The organism is Stappia sp. (assembly GCF_965276915.1).
Classification (GTDB): domain Bacteria; phylum Pseudomonadota; class Alphaproteobacteria; order Rhizobiales; family Stappiaceae; genus Stappia.
Window position 1 is genome coordinate 1 of the sequence record NZ_OZ255709.1, and the last position, 19,033, is coordinate 19,033.

The following is a 19,033-nucleotide window of genomic DNA, read 5'->3' on the forward strand; positions in this document are numbered from 1 at the left end:
AGCGCACGCCTTCGGGCAGATCGGGACGAAAATCGGCAACGGGCTTGCCCTGCCGAATTTTCTCCAGGATCGTGCCGACTTTCCGCACTTCGACAGGCTCGTTGACGGCGCTGTCCGCATCCGGGCCGGAAACCTCGGTAAAGAGCCCCGAAAAGACCGCCTCCGCCACCGGCGCGCCGCTGCCGTCCGCCCAGAACACCGTCGAGGCGTCGCCGATCTGGATGCGGTGGCCGCTGTCGCGCTCCAGGAAGCGGTTGAGCGCGGCGGCGTAGGCGAAGGCAGCCGCCTCCGACACCGGGGCATTGTCGCCCTGCTCGTGGCCGTAGGAGGTGAAGGCGTCGAGATTGAACGAGACGATGGAAGCCCCCGAGGACTGGGCACCCCAGACCCCCTTGATCGCCGGATGCAGGCGCGCCACCGGCACCTTCTCCCCGCTCACCAGGCAGATGGCCCGCGTGGCACCCTCGTCCGCCTGCCGGCGCGCCCACACGGCCCGCGCCGCCGGCCGGTCATGCAGGCACAGGCCACGCAACCTCTCCTCCTCCAGCGCGAAGACGATGTTCTGATCCTTCATCTCCTCCGGCCAGTCGAGATCGGCAAACATCCGCGGCTCCCACCAGCCGAGAAAGGCCAGCAGCGCCGTCAACCCCGGGTCCTCCGCGCCGGCCAGCCACTCCCGGTGGCGGGCGATGAAGGCGGCGTGTTCCTGGCCGGTACGCTTTCCGGCACCGGCGGTCACACCAAGCACATAGGAGGTCTTGTCCCAGAGATAGTTGGGGGCGACGCCGGACGTGCGCTTCGGCGGCTGCGGCACCGCCATCATTCGAGGCTGGCGTTTGCGCCCCGAGCCTTCGCGCAGGTCGACGGGATCGATAGCCGGCCGACCCTCGGGGGTCAGCGAGACGAGATAGCCGATCTTTTCCTGACTGTAGCCGAAGGGCGGCACCTCGCCGCGCACCAGCATGCGCTCATAGGCACCGGCAAGCGAGGACAGGATCGTCATCGCAGGACCTCCACCGAGCCGGGCGGCGGGACGCGCAAGACACCGTTCTCGAGCCTCGCCCGGAAGAACAGGCTCCCACCTCCCCCCGCATGGTCGATGTCCCAGAGCATAAAACCGAGGTCGCGGCTCTCCTCGATTGCCTCGGGCATCGCCTCGCCCGGCTCCAGCAGGCGGAAGTCGGCAACGAATTCACGCGTGCCGAGGCAGGGCTGGTGAAAACACTGCCCCTTGCGCGCCCGCCGGTTGAAGATGTCGAGATGCTTGCCGTCGCTCTCGTCCGCGCCGGCCTTCGACGTCAGCTCGAAATGAGCGGAGATGACATAGGCGACGTCGCGCAGCACGGTCGAGGCGCGCTGCTGGCGGTTTTCGTCGGCGACCAGCACGAGATCGCCGATCTGGCCGGATTTCATCGCAGACCTGATCTTGCCGACCGGCGCCTTGGCCCCGACCTCGTTGCGGCGGATCGACTGGAACCGGATCGGCTTCATCACCCGGATCTCGTCGATCACCCAGCGGATCGCCGGCTTCCAATGAATCGCCTCCAGGATGCCCCGCGCGGCGGACGGCGTGATCACGTCATAGGAGACGCGCTCTACCTTCATTTCCGGCCTCGTGAAACAGGCGTAAGGCCCGGATACGAATAGATGGATTCCGAACGGCATGGCCCGCCCTCCCTATTGCTCCATCGAGAACGTATTCTATTGTTTCAATCCACACGCAGAATCACCTACGCGACCTTGGGGAGGGCGGGCCGTAGTGTGCTTATCACCATCCTACCCACTCCGAAAACGACTCCCAAAGGACTCGCAGCATCCGGGCGCCCACCACGCGCAATAGCAATGGCACTCCTCGCAACAAGCCTAGGCCCGCGCAGACCAGCAGTCTCAACCACAAACCGCGATCCATAACCGGTGGCAACCGCATGAGAACCTCCTATCTGCCGCATTAGTCGGAAGATAGGCATTCTCAGTACATACTTCAATAGAATACGCTCTCAGCAATTCAGCGCAAACAACCCATTCCGCTCACCATCGAGCGGGCAACCTCCATCCGCAGACGGTAAGAAACTGCCAAGCCGTACTCGATCAATGTCAGCATCAGAAGCTCACCTGCATGCAAATGCGCGCCAGTCCCGATAGCCGTCAGGCGAACAGCTAGATGGTCAAAATCCCTTTTTCGGCAACGCACTATCAAAAAACTGAAACGGCAACTGAACTAACCTTCCGACTATACAATACCCCCGTCAAGCGAAAGCTCGTCGCCGCGCTCCCACTCCAGGCCTGTCTCGCGCGTATAGAAATGCGGGGTGGCGAGCACCACGAACTGATCAAACCCCTTGACGATGCGCGCATGACCATTGGCGACGAGCCGGCCGCGGTCAGGGCGCGGCACCTGCACCAGATGGCGCTGCAGGGCCCGTGCCGCGCCGCCCGGTGACACGTGACCGCCCTCAAGCGCCTTCAGCACACGCCGCGTCTCGCTGTCCCTGTCGATGATTACCGGCACCATCCGCTCTTCGATCAGACGGAACCGTTCGGCGGCGCTGCGATAGGAGAGATCAAGGCTGCCGCCGCTCATCGCAAACAGGGTCAGTATCCCCTCGCGGTCCAGAGCCTCGCCCTTGCGCCAGTAAACCTCGCGAAAATACTCCTCGACCGCAGCAAGCGAGAACAAGTCGTCATGCTTTTCGGCCACCGCCGCCATGGCGCTGGCGAAACCCGCGATCTCGCGAGGGGTCGCGGCCTCCGCCGGCCGGAACACGGTGACGATGCTGTCGGCGACGGGCTTTCGCCCTTCCCTGTTGCAGCGCCCCGCCGCCTGCATGACCTGTTCGAGCCCGGCTTCCGCCCGCCAGACGCGCGGAAAATCGATATCGACGCCGGCCTCGACCAGCGACGTCGCGATCAGCCGGCAAGGGCAAGGATTCTCCGGATCGAGCCTGCGGCGCACCTCGGCGAGGATCTCCTGCCGATCGGCCGCTGTCTGCCGGGTGCTCAGGTGGACGAGCCCCTCCATCCTCGCAGCCGCAGCCTCGCGATAGAGCGCAAGCGCATGCTTGCGGCTGTTGACGATGACGAGCCCCTGCCCTGTCCCGGACAGTTCGCCGACCAGGTCGGCGTCGGTTGTACCCCCGGTCTGCCGCCGGAAGGTCACTCGCCCGAGCCTGCGATGAAGATCCTCCGGATTGGGCGCCAGTTCGCGGTCCGCCGCCAGCTCGAGGCCGCCTTCGAAACCCGGCGCCCCGGGGCGGGCGGACGCGCCGAGCGCCGGCTGGGTCGCGGTGCAAAGCACGATGGTGGCGCCATAGTTGCGCGCCAGTTCGTCAAGCACGGCAACGCAAGGACGCAGCACATGCAGCGGGATCGTCTGTGCCTCGTCGAGCACGATAACCGCGCCGGCGAGATTATGCAGCTTGCGGCAGCGTGACGGGCGCGCAGCGAACAGGCTCTCAAAAAGCTGAACATTGGTTGTGACGACGAGGGGCGCGGCCCAGTTCTCCATCGCCAGCCGCAGCTTGTCGCGCCCGTTTCGCCCCTCGTCCGATCGCCCTCCGCCCGGTCGATCTTCATCGATGGCGCTGTGATGTTCCAGAATTGCCTCGTCACCGAGCACATCCCGGAAGACCGATGCGGTCTGCTCAATGACGGAAGTGAAAGGAATGGCATAGACGATACGCGACAGACCATGGAGGCGGGCATGGTCGAGCGCGAAACCGAGCGAGGCCAGCGTCTTGCCGCCCCCCGTCGGCACGTTCAGCGTGAACAGACCCGGAGGCAGGGCGGCCCTGGCCCTTGCATGCGTCAGGATACCGGCTCTTAGCCGGTTGAGGTCGTTCGCCGGCGCGTTTGTCTGCTTCTGCGCCATATGGGCGTCGAAGCGCGCGCAAAGCTCTTCATTGAACCCTGCAAGCAAGGGCCAGTCGCGATCCGGCACCCTGCCTTCCGCCGCCTCATAGAAAGCTTCGGTATCGAGATAGTCCGCATCGACCAGGCAAGAGAAGATCATCCGTCCCAGAACAGATAGCTGGAAAGGAAGGCGGGCCTTGTCGGGATGCGGCTTGAACGCCCGCTCCAGAGCGACCGTGAGCCCGGGCGGAAGCTCCCGCTGCCAGGCAAGGTCAAGCGGAGGCAGGTCCTTCTTCAGGCGCTCGGAAAGTCCTCCGTCGCCCTCCCAGTCGGCCAGTCCGGCATGATGGCCGGCAACGGCATGGGCAACAAGTTGGGCAATCAGGCGGTCGCTCCCGCCCGGAAAGGCGTTCAATATCTCGCGCGCTCCGGCGGTGGAGTGGTCGGGTCCCTTGCCCTGACCTGTCGACTGCCCCCGGATATAGGCAAGGAACTGCGGATTGTACTTTCCAAGGTCATGCAGCAACCCCGCTGCCGTCGCTGCGCGAGAAGCACCAAACGGCTCGGCGAACCGCGCGGCGAGCCGCGAAACCTCCGCAAGGTGATCGGCAAGAGGTTGCCAGCGGCTCTCAGGCTTGTCCGGCAACGAATGGGCGAAGAACATCGGTCACTCTTCGAGGCAAAAGACATGATTAAGCGAACAGGCACTCATAGCACCAAGACTACAACAGTTTGTCAGAAGTCAATCCATATAGCGACCTCCAAACAACAGTTGTGTTCTTCGAACATGCCCCCTTGCTCTGATCCCCGCAAACCGGATCGCTTTTGGTTAGAGTTTTTCGCTTAGGTTTCCCTGGCTGGAATGGAGCTGTGCCCGCACTGATGCCGGGATGGGACGCCTTTCCATTCATGCCGCCAGCCCGTTCCTGATCGAGGTATGGCAGCGCAAGTTCGCCGCCCGTCCTCCAGCATCGGCATGATGATGCAACGTGACCGTCACGCACGAGCAACGATCCCAAGTCGCATGGCTCAAGCCTGATCGGTCTCCGCTCCCCGTTCTAAGTACAGCGCAGTCACGACCTTGATTCACGAGGAACGTGCCGCCGGGTGCCGGTTCTTGGCGCAACGGCATCGCCGCAGTTTTTTCGCCTGGCTGCGCCATTCCCCGTCCGCCAAAAAACAGCGCCTTCCCCGTCTTTTCCTGCGGAACGCCCTTCGGGTGCGCCGCCCGTCCTCCGGCGGCTGATCCGTCCCCGTCAAGGCCGCGACAGGCGCGGTCGAACACAGACGAGGAGACACGGTCATGACCGCCAAAGCCAGCCGACGGGTCGATATCCATCAGACGATCACCGACCAGATCATTGCGGCCGTCGAGACCGGCACAGGGCCGACCGAAATGCCTTGGCACCGCTCCGGTTCGGGCATCACCCAGCCAGTGAATGTGGAAAGCGGGAAGCCCTATCGGGGCATCAACACAGTCGCACTCTGGGCTGCAGCCATCACCGGCAGCTTCAGCAACGGGTTTTGGGGAACCTATCGCCAATGGCAGGAGCGCGGCGCACAGGTTCGCAAGGGTGAGAAGTCCTCCCTCATCGTCTTCTACAAGGAACTCGAAGTCGCAGAGGGCGACGCCGATGAGGGCAAGAGCCGCCACTTTGTTGCGAAGGCATCCCACGTCTTCAACGCCGCGCAGGTTGACGGCTACACCGCACCGGAGCTCGATCAAACGACAGACCCGATCGATCCCATCGTGGCGGCGGACCGCTTCATTCGCGCAACCGGCGCGGTCATCACCGAGGGCGGCGAGAGCGCCTTCTACCACCGTACCCATGACACGATCACCATGCCCGACCGCTTCCGCTTCAAGGACACGACGACGAGCACCGCCACCGAAAGCTGGTACGCTGTCCTTCTGCACGAGTTGACCCATAATGCCGCTATCAGGATTATGCCGGTATCTGTTCCGGTGAGCCGAAAGCGGTCGCCTCCGGCTCACTTGTGTAGGCATAATCAGAGGGATTCGAGGAAGGCGAGCAGCTTATCGTCCGGCCGATATCTTCCCGGATTGGCAGCAGGGGCCGTTACCAGGGCCAATGCCTTCTCCTTGAGCCGCAGATCTGCATGAACATAGACCTGCGTGGTCTCGACATTCTCGTGTCCAAGCCACAGCGCGATAACGGTTTGGTCGACGCCATGATGTAGGAGCTCCATCGCGGTGCTGTGGCGCAGCACATGGGGACTGACCCGTTTGCCAATCAGCGACGGACACGATCTCGACGCCGTGAGCACGTGCCGACGTACAATGTCTTCCAGAGCGTCGCGACTGAGCCGCGTTCCCCGAATGCTTGGGAACAGTGGATCGTCCTCCGCGCCCCTCCGCTCCTTCAGCCAAGCTTCCAGCACCTTGACGGTTTCCCGTCGCAGCGGTGTGGTGCGATGCTTGCGGCCCTTACCCTCGCAGCAAATGTGAGCCCCGGTGCCGGGCACGATATCGCAGCACCGGAGTCCCGTAATCTCGGAGGCTCGCAAACCCGCCTGCAACGCGATCAGCAGGACTGCATGGTCGCGGCGGCCGATCCTCGTCGAGCGATCCGGCGCAGCTAGGAGAGCGTCGATTTCACCGCGATCGAGGAACTCGACCGTTCGCCGGACATATCGCTTGCCGGGCATTGCCAGTATCTTCTGACAGTGCAGCATGTATCGCGGCTCGCTCATCGCCACGAAGCGGAAGAATGAGCGGATGCCGGCGAGTCTCGTGTTGCGGCTTCGAGCACTATTGCCACGTCGCGTTTCGATGTCGCTGAGGAAGTCGGCGACGAGCTCGACATCAATGTCTTCGACCGCCAGCTTTGTCGGTGGTCTGCCGCTCTTCTCGCTGGCATAGCGCAACAGCAAACGGAAGGTGTCGCGATAGCCGGCGATCGTGTTCGGGCTGGCGTTCAGTTGGGTGCACAGCCGGTCGGTGAAGAACTGCTGTACGAGCGAGGGAAGCAACGATCTGCTCATGAGTACCCCTCCAGCGCTAAAGAGTGCTCTGCACGCGCCGAGGCCAGAGCCAGCAGTTCCGGCACCGCCTCTATGTACCAGTAGGTATGCTCGGGGTTCGCGTGCCCTAGATAGGTCGTCAGCTTGATCATTTCCCGGGCCGGGTCCATGCCGGACCGGTACCAGTTCAGCATGGTGCGGACGGCAAAGGTGTGGCGCAGATCATGGATTCGCGGGCCACGGCCATGCTTGTGGAACCTTTGCTGCTCCCGAAGTCCGAGCGACTGGCAGATCACGGCAAAGTTGTATCTGGCGCCGCAGTCGCTGACCCGCTCGCCATGATCCGCGACGAAGAACGGCTGCGAACTGCGCTCAAGCAGCCGATCCCGCTCCTTCGCGTAAGTAGCAAGCTGGAGTGTGGTACACCTCGAGACCGGAATCAGTCGCGCCTTGCCGAGCTTTCCCTTCCGCAGTGTGAGAACGCCCGTTTCAATGTCGACATCGCCGCTGTTGAGAGAGAGTGCCTCGCTGATCCTGAGGCCGGTAACGGCGATCAACCCGAACAGGGCCGGATATGTCAGCGATCGGATCCCATTGATCGACGGCAATGTCGCTGCGGTCTCCACGATGGCGCGGATTTCGTCCGGCGTATAAATGTAAGGTCTGTTTCGACGTTGACGGGTTGGGATGAGGTCACGGGACGGAACCTCGTGCCGGGGATCGATTCCATGGAGCCATTGCGCAAATATCCGGACGATGCCGAGCCGGTGCGCCCAAGTTTGCTGGTTGGCGACGCCAAATGACTCATGCCATCCCATGAATATCTCGGGATTCACATATTCAACGCGCTTACTCTCTGCATATTCGATGAAGCGTCTCAGGATTCGTTCGTCGGTGCGCAGCTCAAAGCCGAGGCCTCGGCGGACGGCGAGATAGCGGTCGAGTTCTTGAGACAATGTGCTCATGCCACACCTCCCGCGGTTGGCCACGACTGGGCGATGGAGCGCAGGCCTTCGACATCGAGCCTTGCGTAAAGCATCGTCGTCGTGCGGGAGCGATGGCGCAGCGTGTCGCTGATTTCCTCCAGCGAAGCGCCGTTTTGAACCAGATTGGTCGCCAGGCTGTGGCGTAGGATCTGGGCGCCAACATAGGGCGCAGGCGGCTTCAACCCTGTCTTGTCATACGCCTTGCCCAGTATGTCGTTCAGAACCTGGGCATTCTTGAACGGGCGATGCGGCGGCCGGCTGATCACGAACAGCGATCGCGACGTGGTCACCCGTTCCAGCTTGATGTAATCGGCCAGCGCCTTTCCGACCTCGGGCAGAAGCGGCAGCCTGTCATGTCTGTCGCCCTTGCCACGAACGAGGATTTCTCCCGAGCGCCAGTCAATATCGTCGATGTGCATGGCGACAACTTCCGGCGGACGCAGACCGAGACGCGCCATCAGCAGGACCATCGCGTAGTTGCGCAGGCTGCATGGTGCAGTGTTGCGCACAGCATCGAGAATCAAGTCGACCTGCTCGAGGGAGAGATGGCGCGGCAGACGCGTCCCGAACCGCTGCGCTACGCGCGGCACGGCGTTCGCCAGATTGGTGGACGTCTTGCCTGCCTTGAACAGGTAGCGGAAGAAGTTTCGCAAGTGCGACGGCACGGTCTTATCGCGCGGCGCCCTTCGGATGACGCGCGCTTGCAGGAAGCGAGCGATGTCCCCGGCGGATATGTTCCCGAGATCATCGGCCGCGTCGGGAAAGCGGAAGTCGAGGAACTGCTCTGCAAACCGCCAACTGTCGATGATTGTGCGTTCGCTCAATCCCCGCTGGCGCCGAAGATAATCCTCGTAGGCCGCCCGCAATTTCAATCGCGCCGCCTCTCTTGGCGACAGAGTTGGGCGCTCCCGCAGGACGCCGCGCTCTGCGAGGAAGCGCACGAAGCGCTTCATCATGAACCTTGCATAGGTTTCGCGGGATTTTATCCATCCCATAGCCGCGACGAGTTCAACGGCTCGCGTTTCATCGAGATCGCGTGCCGCGATCCCGGCTGCACCCATTGCCTTGGCAACATCGTTTATGCAGCTCAGGTAGATTTTGACCGTGCTCTCCGCATGATCGTGCTCGACCATCTCATCGACAAAGGCGACGAGATGTTCTTCGAACATCGAGAAGGCACAGGCGTAGAAGTAGCGGTATCGATTGAGCGTCATCCTGATCTCCTTGTGTTTCAAACAAGGAGAGACGGCGATCATTCTGCGTTTAGCGCAAATTACATATCACTACACGGGATGGACTGGCGAGCCCGCGTCAATACGATGCAGGATTACCCGAGGAGAGATTCGTCACCGCGGACTCGTGACAACATCACTAAAGGCTTGGCAAAGCGATCGGCTACAGGATCATCTAGCTGGAGTCGTTTTCTGGGCCGTAAGTGAGCATTGCGCCACCGCTGACCGCGACGACTCCGCTGTTGTTGCTGTCAAACGATCGTGCGATGAGCAAGCGGCGTAAGGCAAATAGCGCGATAATCGGCAGGGCGACGCCCAACAGCGCTCCGTTGCTGTAAATGAACGACCAAGCTATCGCGGCCAGCGTGGCAAGAAGGAGCAGGACCGAATATTTTCGAACGGACGACTTCGAAAGCCGTTCGTGTCCTACAAAGCCTTCCCGTGACACGAAGGTCAGCATGAGGCCAACCAAGAAGATCGTAATGAGCACGCCCTGATACGAGTAGCGAGTGAGTGTTTCGCCCGTCTCCGACGCCCCGAGTCGGAACACCGTTACGATGATCGGTGTCACGAGCAGAAGATGGATGTTTATCCCCAAAAGGATCGGATTAAAGCGTACTTTGCAGGCTCGGAAAACAATTAGCACCGCTGCAGCCAGAGTCGCACCGATCCAACCGGCTGTTTCTAGGTCAACGTTAGATCGCAGCAACGCAAGGAATGCGAAAGAAGGAACGCTTTCTAGAATGTCGGTGAGCCATTGCCGCTGAAGTGATCCCGACATCCGCATCGCCCTCTGCCAATTCGATACAAACCTTAGGGTACCAAAGACCATTGCGGCGGCGACCCCACGAATGCGATCGCCAGACGACAAGTTGCTCGCCTTACTCGAATCCCTCTGATTATGCCGACGCAAGTGAGCCGCAGGCGAGTGCTTCTGGCTCAGAGGAGCAGATGTCGGCATAATCCGGGTGTCGGCATTATGGACCTTATGCCGATATCGGCATAAGGTCCACTGGTCGGGCGCAACACCCCGCCTCGACCGGCAGTTCGGCAATCGCTTCGGCGATGACGCCTACGCTATGGAAGAGCTTGTCGCGGCCTTCCTCTGCGGCGATCTTGGGATCACAGCAGAGCCTCGGCCCGATCACGCGGCCTATATCACGCACTGGCTCCAGATCATGAAGGCCGACCGCAAGGCGATCTTCGCCGCCGCATCTGCCGCCAGCAAGGCCAGAGAGTTCCTGGCTGACCTGCAAATGCAAGGAAAGAGAGTGGCCGCTTGACGCCGCCCCACTCCAGCCGTGCGCATTGGCATCGGTGTGCGCACAAAGGCGCGGCGCGAGGTAATTTCGCGCCTCTCCACCGCAGAAGAGGCGCGCCAGGAATACGTCTGGCCACCGGGAAGTCGGGGGAAACCAACTGCCACGATATGGATGCAACCGCCTTGTCGTTCCCGAGCAGGAAGGCGCGCCGCCGGACTCTTTGCCCAGTATATGAGTGCAGTCGCCAGCATGTCATAGCCGCCAAAAGCGAGGATCAAACAGAAGGCCAAACTGAGTGCCGGCCCTTGTGAAGCCGGAGAAACAGGAAGAAAAAACCGAGATTTTATCGCGTCGAACGGCCCTCGCGACGTCGCAATAAGGGAGCAAATTTCGTCGTCTTGCTTGCCGCCACCTCTCCAAGGTGGACGCGCTGATATCCCCCGATCTATGCCCTTTCAGGCTTTGATGCAGAACACGTGAAGCCCGTCGTACCAAGCTTGGAGCATTGCACTGAACCCCCTTGCAGCATGTCTTTGCCAGCCGGACAAAGCGACAAAAAGCGCGTACCCGAAGAGACGGATCGGCCCAACGGAGTGAGAAGACGATGACAAGGGGCGCGCGCACCAGGGACCCGATCAGGAGTGCAAGATAAAGCGAACTCGCGTTCGCACTCCCGCTGGTCGTTAAGTCATTGTCTGCACATTGTTTTTTGAGCAGCCGCCTAGTGCCATTCCGGCACCATTAGAAGGCTGCATGGTGCCGGAGAGTCGGATTCCTTCGTGGTTTCAATGGCTTGGTATGGTGCCATTGAAAGACTGAAGCCAGGCAGCTACGCCCTTCTTGCCTTTATGTCCGCCCACCTGCGATCACGCGGCTTTCGCCCTTGAACGCTCGGAACCGTCGGCCCAGGTCAGCTCTCATGGCAGACGATTTCGATGACATCTTCCGCGTCCGGCCGGGACCGCCGCACAGCCGGGGTGGCGGCGGCAAGTCGGGCGGAAACCCGTTCCGCCGCCAGGTGGAAATGGCGGTGCGCAAGGCGGGCGGCGATCCGCGCCGCATCGGACGGATGGCCGGAAGGGGGAGCGGCCGGTTCAACGCCCGCGGCCGCGGCTCCAAACTGGCGGCAGCGTTGCCCAAAGAAGGCAGCGGCTGGAAGCCCAATGAAGGCGGGATGCGCTTCCGCTCGCGCCGTGTCGTCGCGAAGGCCCGTGTCGTGAAGCTGAATGCAGGGCGCAGCGCCCGCGGTGGCCGCAGCTTCGTCACCAGCGCCAAGGCGGTCGATGCACATCTGCGCAATCTCGAACGCGACGGCGTGACCAAGGACGGCAAGACCCTCAACATCGCCGGCGACTACATCGCCTATGGCATCCGCCACCGGGCATCGGAACGGCTGACGCTGGAACTCGGCCCGCAGAGCGAGCGGGAGGTTGCCCAAAAGCTCGCCAGGGAAATCGATGCCGACCGGCTGACACGGCTCGACCGGATGCTGATCTCCCAGCAACGGGACCACGGCCTGGTCGATCTCAATCCGAATGCGAGCGACAGCTACACCATCCGCGCCAACCGCTATCTGCTGATCGACCGGGTGCGCAAGCTGGAGCGCATGGGGCTGGCGGGAGAAATCGACACCGGACAATGGTCGTTGTCCGACAAGGCCGAGAAGACGCTGAGGGATCTTGGCATCCGCAACGACATCATCAAGACCATGCACCGGGCGCTGACGGCCCATGACCTGGCCGAAGAGCGATCACCGGGCAGCTACGAAATGCATGGGGCAAGCATCAAGGAACCGATCATCGGCCGTGTGCTGGCCAAGGGGCTGGCCGGCGACCAGATGAGCGACCGGCTGCATGTCATCATCAATGGGGTCGACGGCCGCACCCACTATGTGGAGACAGTCGACGCGGCAAGGCTCAATGACATCGACAACGGCCACATCGTCGCCCTGGGGCCGGTCCAGGCCAAGACCGAGCCACGAGCTGCTGACATCAACATCCGCGATGCCACGGACGAGAACGGCATCTACCGGCCAAGCCACCACCTGGAGCTGGCGCGCGACAAGATCAAGCGCATCGGCGGGGATCCTGATGCCTTTATCCGGTCCCATGTTCGTCGCCTCGAAGCGCTGCGTCGGGCAGGGCACGTCGAGCGCGTCGACGAGAACCATTGGAAGGTTCCGCCCGACCTGCCGGAACGCGGCCTCGCCCATGACACCCGCAACAGGGGCAAGGACTTCACCGTGCGCATGCTTTCGGCTTTCGATCTTGAAGCGCAGATCGGCAGCGACGGCGCCACATGGCTCGACCGCGAGCTCACGTCAGGCGACCAGACCAAGCTCGTGCCCAGCGGTTTCGGGAGGGAGCTTACCCAAGCGCTCGACAAGCGCACCTTCAAACTGGTCGAGATGGGCATTGCCACACGGGATGCGACAAACGGCGTCATCACCTTTCCGCGGGGCATGCTGCGCACGCTCGAACGCCAGGAGGTGGCTCGCGTTGGGCGCAAGATAGCCAAGGCCAGAGAGCGAGTGTTCACGACGGTGGAAATCGCAGACGAAGCACGCGGCAAGCTCGTCGGCGCCGCCAATCTCGCCAGCGGCCGCTACGCGATGCTCGACGACGGGTTCCGGTTCCATCTCGTGCCCTGGGAGCCGATGCTGGAAAAGCGGATCGGCCAGACCATCAGCGCCCATATCCGAACCACCGGAGGCATCGAATGGACCTTTGGCCGGCAGCGCGGGATTGGCATCGGGATGTGAGTGGCATGGCATCCCTTACTGGATGTGACCTGCTCCCCTGAGATGTTCCCGATTTTGGGTTAGCCTGTTCCTCAACGAAGGAGACAGGCAATGAAACGGTCACGGTTCTCGGAAGAACAGATCATCGGCATTTTGAAGGAACATCAGGCGGGCATGACGCCGGCTGAACTGTGCCGCAAGCACGGCATCTCTGATGCGACGTTCTACACCTGGCGCAAGAAGTACGGCGGCATGGACGTATCAGACGCCAAGCGGTTGAAGGCGCTCGAGGAAGAGAATGCGAAGCTGAAGAAGCTTCTGGCAGAGCAGATGATGGATGTATCGACGCTCCGCGAGATGCTGACAAAAACTTCTGACGCCCGACTCCAGGAGGAAAGCCGTGAGTTGGGCAATCGAGATGAAGGACTATTCTCAGCGGCGGGCCTGTGCCTTGGTTGGCATTGCGCCGCGCGTCTTCCGTTACCAGTCGAGCCGGCCGGACGATGCCGGCCTTCGACAGCGATTGCGTGAGCTGTCGTCGGAACGGCGGCGGTTCGGTTATCGTCGCCTGCACCTGCTTTTGAAGCGGGAGGGCATCGCGGTGAACTGGAAGAAGCTCTATCGAATCTACAAGGAAGAGCGGCTGACAGTGCGCAAACGCGGCGGCCGCAAGCGAGCTTTGGGCACGCGAGCGCCGATGGCGATCCCGCAGGATCCGAACCAGAGATGGAGCCTCGACTTCGTGTCGGACACGCTGGTCGACGGCCGTCGCTTCCGCATCCTGTGTGTCATCGATGACTTCAGCCGGGAATGCCTGGCAACGGTGGTCGATAACTCACTCTCGGGTGAACGTGTGGCCCGCGAACTGGATGCGATCGCCGAACGGCGCGGCTACCCCTGCATGGTTGTCAGCGACAACGGCACGGAGCTGACGTCAAACGCCATGCTCGCCTGGCAGCAGGATCGCAGCGTCGAATGGCACTACATCGCGCCGGGCAAACCCATGCAAAACGGCTTTGTGGAGAGCTTCAACGGCAGGCTGAGGGACGAGTGCCTCAACGAGCACCTGTTCCGCAACTACCGGCATGCCCGCGAGATCATCGAAGAATGGAGGATCGACTACAACCTGAACCGACCCCACACGAGCCTCGACGGGCTCACCCCGAACGAGTTTGCAACCCGGTCACGAATGGACCACAACGTGAACAGCGCTAGCCTATGAACGGGTACATTCAGGGGAGCAGGTCACAAGCCACCGGTGGGTCAATTTTTAAACTTCGACGCCCTATACCGTCGATATATCACGCTGCTTGCGCGCCCAATGTAAAAATTAACTCACGAAGGGCCGCAGCGGACTTGGACCACCGCGCCCCCGACGCGCAACACTATGACTTCATTATGGAGGTTGGTAGCGGAGGAGGGACTCGAACCCCCGACACGCGGATTATGATTCCGCTGCTCTAACCAACTGAGCTACTCCGCCGATCCGGCAGCAGGCATATCGCCCGCGCGAATGTGTGCCGGATATAGTCGGCGCCGAAGCCGTGTGTCAAGTGACCAGCGCGGCCGCCCGCGCATTCTCCCCAGCCCCGCCTGCGTCGCGTTCATCGCGTCCCCGGCGCACGCCCTTACCTGCCTCGCGCGCCTTTGCTCGCCATCCGCCCGGCCGTGTCACCTCGTCGCCGGGATCGCGGTTTCCTCACACGCGGTTTTCGGCTAAGGCAGGGCTTGGGGCGGGGCACGTCTTTCCATGGCAAACGGGGCAATTGCGTGAGTAACGAGGCGGACGGGCAGGCAGGGGCTGAGCGGGCAACGAAACATGCCCGCACCGGGCTTGGCGCACTGTTGCGCTTCCTGTTGCGCGACGGCAACCTGCTCCGCTCGCCGGTTCTGGTCTATGCGGTGCTCGCCAGCCTGACGCGGTCCGGGATGATCTTCTCGATCAACGCGCTGGCCGCAAGCGCCGCGATCGCCTCCGGCGACGTCGCCCTGCTCTTCGGATCGATCGCCGCCACGCTGACCTTCTCCCACCTGGCGCGCGTCAACAGCTTCCGGCTGGTTCTGACAACCAAGCGCCGCCTGCGCACCCGCCTGAGCCGTCAGCTGCTCGACACCGATGCCGGCTTCTTCGCCCGCAACGACCAGGGCAAGATCTATTCCATCGTCACGCACGAGGTGAACCAGATTTCCTCCGCCTCGGTGAACCTCATCGAGTCGCTCGAGGCGATGCTGCTGATCGCCTTCTGCATTCCCTATCTCTTCTATCTGTCCTGGCCGAGCGGTCTGGCAACGCTCATTGCGGTGCTGCTCGGGTGCGTCGGCTATGTCCTGGCCCAGGCCCCGGCCCAGGAGAACGCGGAAGCCGCCTCGCGCGTCGAGTGGCAGTTCTTCGACCGGATCAACGACGTGCTGCGCGGCTTCAAGGAACTGCGCCTGCGCACCGCCCGCAAGGACGACCTGCAGGACGACATCGTCGTCCTGGCCGCCCGCGAGCGCGAGCTGAAGATCCGCTCGGAGCGGCTGTTCAGCCTCGGCCACGTGACGGCCCAGGGCGTCATGATGGGACTGCTCTGCCTGGTCGTCGTCGGGTTGCCGCTGATGGCCGGTACCGACCCGGCAACGGTGCTGCAGGTCCTGACCGTCGTCCTTCTCACGTACGGCCCGGTGGAGACGGTGATGGGCAACCTCTCGTCCTTCTCGCGCGCGGCCGTGTCGCATCGGCTGATACAGGGATTGGAGAAGGAGCTGGAAGGTCACCCGGCCCTCCCCGGCCCCGTTCCCGGCCCCGTTCCCGGCACGGCGGCCGGCACAGCGCCGACCCCGGCGCGGCAGGGCTTCCGCTCCATCCGTCTGGAGGGTGTCACCACGACGCTGACGAGCCCGGGTGGCGGCGATGACCGCTTCGTCGTCGGTCCGCTCGACCTGACGCTGACACCGGGAGAAGTCGTCTTCATCTGCGGCGGCAACGGCGCCGGCAAGTCGACGCTGATCTCGCTGCTGACCGGACTGCGCCAGCCCGACGCCGGGCGCATCCTGCTCGATGACGAACCCGTGACCCCGGACAGGCTCGACGCCTATCGGGGCCTGTTCAGCGCGGTCTTCAGCGAGTTTCACCTGTTTTCGCGGCTCTACGGCCTGGACGAACAGGAACGCGGCCGCATTCCGGCGAGCCTCGACCAGCTCGATCTCTCCCATCGCGTCGAGGTCAGGGACAACGCCTTTTCCACGCTGGCGCTCTCCAGCGGCCAGAAGCGCCGGCTGGCGCTCTCCGTGGCGCTGGCGGAGCGGCGCCCGATCATCGTGCTCGACGAGTTCGCCGCCGATCAGGATCCGGCGCACCGGGCTCTCTACTACGATGTGCTGGTGCCGCAGATGGCGCGCGACGGCCACCTCATCATCGCGGTCACCCACGACGAACACTGCTTCGACAAGTGCGACCGGCTGATCCGCATGGAGGCCGGGCGGATCGTCTCCGACACCAGGCAGCGGAGCGCCGCCATTTCGGCCAGCTAGCGACGGCCGGCCCTTTTCCCTACATCTTCACGCGGGCGTTTTCCGGGTCGTAGAGCGCTCCTGTGTGCAGGGTCGCGGGCACCCTCTCATTGGCGACGACAAGCTCGTAGCGCCCTTGCTCGAGATAGTCGCCGGTAACGCCGTCGGGATTGCGCACATAGCCATACCCGACCGGCCGGTCGAGCGTGTAACCAAATCCGCCGCTCGAAAGATAGCCGGCAAATTTTCCGTCACGCAGGATCGTCTCGCGGCCGAGCAGCACGATATCGCGATCCTCGACGACAAAGGCGGCGAGCTTCTTCTTCGGGACTGAGTTGGCGGCGCGCTCCGCTGCCTCGCGCCCGATGAAGGGCAGGCCCGATTTCAGTTTCACCGCCCACCCAAGACCCGCCTCGAAGGGGCTGTCATTGGGGGTGATGTCCGCCCCCCAGGCGCGATAGCCTTTCTCCAGCCGCAGGGATTCGATTGCCCGGTAGCCGGCGGGCCGGATGCCGTGCGGTGCGCCGGCAGCCATCAATGCGTCGAACACCTCGCCGGTCGCGCCGATCGGGATATGCAGCTCCCAACCCAGTTCACCGACATAGGTGACGCGCAGCGCCCTGACGGCGTGGCCCGCGATCGTGACGGTTCGCACATGGCCGAACGGAAAAGCCGCGTTCGAGACATCATCGGCAGGCGCCACCGCCGACAGCACGTCGCGGGCGCGCGGCCCCATCAAGGACAGGGTGCCGAACGCCTCGGTGACGTCGGTGAGTTCGGCCGCCATGCCGGCGCCGATATGCTCGCGGATCCACTGGCCGTCATGGGTGCGAAAGCCCGTGCCCGTGACGATGTAGAAGAGATCATCGGCAAGACGGGCCACCGTCAGGTCGCATTCGATGCCGCCGCGGGAATTCAGCATCTGCGTGTAGGTGAGGCGTCCGGGCGCCTTGCCGACGCGATTGGCGCAGATCCGTTCCAGCGCCGCCGCCGCGTCCCTGCCCTTGAGCTCGAACTTGGCGAAGGACGACTGGTCGAAGAGCCCGACGGCCTCGCGCACCGCGCGGTGCTCCTCGCCAACCGCCTCGAACCAGTTCTGCCGGCCCATCGAGTAGATGTCGCGCGGCTCGTCCTCCTTCCGGGCAAACCAGTTGGGCCGCTCCCAGCCGAGCTTCGAACCGAAGACGGCGCGACGCGACTTGAGCCGCTCGTAGAGCGGCGAGACGATGCGCGGCCGGCCGCTTTCATACTCCTCGTGCGGGAAGCCGATCGTGTAGTGCTTGCCATAGGCTTCCAGCGTGCGCTCGCAGACCCAGTCGCGGTCGCGGTGCAGGTTGGAGAAGCGACGGATGTCGACGCTCCACAGATCGAGCGGCGCCTCGCCCTTCATCACCCATTCGGCAAGCACCCATCCCGCGCCGCCGCCCGATGCGATGCCGAAGGCGTTGAACCCGGCACCCACATACATGTTGGCGCATTCGGGCGCCGCGCCCAGGATGAAATTGCCGTCCGGCGTGAAACTCTCCGGGCCGTTGATCATCTGCTTGACGCCAGTGGTCTCCAGCGCCGGAACCCGGTGCACGGCATTGACCAGGTGCTGCTCGAAATGGTCCCAGTCGTCATCGAAGAGCTGGAACTGGAAGTCGTTCGGCACATCGCCGGTCGTCCAGGCGACGGGATCCGGTTCGTAGCCGCCCATCGCCAGTCCCCCGACCTCCTCCTTGAAATAGGTGCGGCTGTCCGGATCGCGCACGGTCGGCGTCGAGGACACGATCCCCTCGATCGGTTCGGTGATCACATATTGGTGCTTCACCGGCTGCAGCGGCACGTTGACACCTGCCATCGCCCCCACCTGCCGCGCCCACTGGCCCGCGCAATTGACCACCATGTCGCAGGCAACCCGGCCGGCATCGGTCTCCACATGGGTGATGCGCCCGCCTTCCATGGCGAAGCCCGTCACCCGCACGCCCTCGACGATCCGCGTGCCGTGCATGCGGGCACCCTTGGCCAGAGACTGGGTGATGTCGGAGGGACTTGCCTGACCGTCGGTCGGCAGGAAGCTCGCGCCGACGAGATCATCCACCCGCATCAGGGGCCACATCGCCTTGACCTCGGCCGGCGACAGAAGATGCATCTCCATGCCGAAACTCTGCGCCGTGGTGGCAAGCCGCCGGTATTCGGTCCACCGGTCCTCGTTGCAGGCAAGGCGCAGGCAGCCGGTCATGCGCCAGCCGGTTTCCAGCCCCGTCTCCGCGTCGAGCCGCTTGTAGAGGTCGACGGAATACTTGAGCACCTGGGTGATCGAGGCGGAGGAGCGCAACTGCCCGACCAGCCCGGCCGCATGCCAGGTGGACCCGCTGGTAAGCTTGCCCTGCTCGAGAAGCAGCACGTCGGCCTTGTGGTCGCGGGCGAGATGATAGGCGGTCGAGCAGCCGATGATGCCGCCGCCGATGACGACAATCTGGGCATGCTGGGGAAGCGACATGG

Annotated in this window: 12 protein-coding genes, 1 tRNA gene and 1 pseudogene; 5 read left to right on the forward strand and 9 right to left on the reverse strand. The window is 63.0% G+C overall.

The features are described from left to right. Positions 1–67: 67 nt before the first annotated feature. The 3 genes and pseudogenes from cas8c to ACQY46_RS00015 form a co-directional block, all read right to left on the reverse strand. Positions 68–1,003 (reverse strand): annotated as a pseudogene (gene cas8c / locus ACQY46_RS00005) (type I-C CRISPR-associated protein Cas8c/Csd1); the annotation flags it as partial. Further along, positions 1,000–1,665, reverse strand: coding sequence for a type I-C CRISPR-associated protein Cas5c (cas5c, locus tag ACQY46_RS00010; protein WP_428698288.1), 666 nt, complete (start codon positions 1,663–1,665; stop codon positions 1,000–1,002). The pseudogene cas8c and the gene cas5c, both read right to left, overlap by 4 nt. Positions 1,666–2,230: 565 nt before the next feature. Next, positions 2,231–4,513: a CRISPR-associated endonuclease Cas3'' gene (locus tag ACQY46_RS00015; protein WP_428698289.1), complete on the reverse strand. Its 2,283-nt coding sequence runs from the start codon at positions 4,511–4,513 to the stop codon at positions 2,231–2,233. A 639-nt stretch (positions 4,514–5,152) separates the two neighbouring features. Here ACQY46_RS00015 and ACQY46_RS00020 point away from each other — a divergent pair. Continuing rightward, entirely contained in the window at positions 5,153–5,974 is an 822-nt protein-coding gene (locus tag ACQY46_RS00020; protein WP_428698290.1) for an ArdC family protein, read from the forward strand. Here the strand turns inward: ACQY46_RS00020 and ACQY46_RS00025 are convergent. The 4 genes from ACQY46_RS00025 to ACQY46_RS00040 all read right to left on the reverse strand — a co-directional run bounded on the left by ACQY46_RS00025 (position 5,860) and on the right by ACQY46_RS00040 (position 9,833). Then, complete coding sequence (locus tag ACQY46_RS00025) at positions 5,860–6,855, reverse strand: tyrosine-type recombinase/integrase (RefSeq protein ID WP_428698291.1); 996 nt, start codon at positions 6,853–6,855, stop codon at positions 5,860–5,862. The genes ACQY46_RS00020 and ACQY46_RS00025 overlap by 115 nt on opposite strands. Then, positions 6,852–7,799: a tyrosine-type recombinase/integrase gene (locus ACQY46_RS00030; protein WP_428698292.1), complete on the reverse strand. Its 948-nt coding sequence runs from the start codon at positions 7,797–7,799 to the stop codon at positions 6,852–6,854. The genes ACQY46_RS00025 and ACQY46_RS00030 overlap by 4 nt, the downstream gene beginning before the upstream one ends. Further along, positions 7,796–9,034: a tyrosine-type recombinase/integrase gene (locus tag ACQY46_RS00035; protein ID WP_428698293.1), complete on the reverse strand. Its 1,239-nt coding sequence runs from the start codon at positions 9,032–9,034 to the stop codon at positions 7,796–7,798. The genes ACQY46_RS00030 and ACQY46_RS00035 overlap by 4 nt, the downstream gene beginning before the upstream one ends. Positions 9,035–9,227: 193 nt before the next feature. Then, positions 9,228–9,833: a hypothetical protein gene (locus ACQY46_RS00040; RefSeq protein ID WP_428698294.1), complete on the reverse strand. Its 606-nt coding sequence runs from the start codon at positions 9,831–9,833 to the stop codon at positions 9,228–9,230. 187 nt (positions 9,834–10,020) lie between these two features. On the opposite strand from ACQY46_RS00040, the gene ACQY46_RS00045 reads away from it, so the two are divergent. The 3 genes from ACQY46_RS00045 (at position 10,021) to ACQY46_RS00055 (ending at position 14,276) form a co-directional block, all read left to right on the forward strand. After that, positions 10,021–10,335: a zincin-like metallopeptidase domain-containing protein gene (locus ACQY46_RS00045; protein WP_428698295.1), complete on the forward strand. Its 315-nt coding sequence runs from the start codon at positions 10,021–10,023 to the stop codon at positions 10,333–10,335. 898 nt (positions 10,336–11,233) lie between these two features. After that, entirely contained in the window at positions 11,234–13,075 is a 1,842-nt protein-coding gene (locus tag ACQY46_RS00050; protein WP_428697110.1) for a DUF3363 domain-containing protein, read from the forward strand. Positions 13,076–13,165: 90 nt separating this feature from the next. Beyond that, a protein-coding gene (locus ACQY46_RS00055) for an IS3 family transposase (protein WP_428698296.1) occupies positions 13,166–14,276 on the forward strand; the annotation gives its coding sequence in 2 pieces (ribosomal slippage) (positions 13,166–13,419 and positions 13,418–14,276; 1,113 coding nt in all). A 184-nt stretch (positions 14,277–14,460) separates the two neighbouring features. On the opposite strand, the gene ACQY46_RS00060 is transcribed toward ACQY46_RS00055, so the two are convergent. Further along, positions 14,461–14,537: transfer RNA gene (locus ACQY46_RS00060), tRNA-Met, on the reverse strand. A gap of 287 nt (positions 14,538–14,824) precedes the next feature. On the opposite strand from ACQY46_RS00060, the gene ACQY46_RS00065 reads away from it, so the two are divergent. Continuing rightward, entirely contained in the window at positions 14,825–16,567 is a 1,743-nt protein-coding gene (locus ACQY46_RS00065; protein ID WP_428698297.1) for a cyclic peptide export ABC transporter, read from the forward strand. A 19-nt stretch (positions 16,568–16,586) separates the two neighbouring features. Here ACQY46_RS00065 and ACQY46_RS00070 read toward each other — a convergent pair whose 3' ends face one another. Further along, positions 16,587–19,031 carry a GcvT family protein gene (locus tag ACQY46_RS00070; RefSeq protein WP_428698298.1) on the reverse strand — a complete coding sequence of 815 codons (2,445 nt, stop codon included), beginning with the start codon at positions 19,029–19,031 and terminating at the stop codon, positions 16,587–16,589. Between the last annotated feature and the right edge of the window lie 2 nt (positions 19,032–19,033).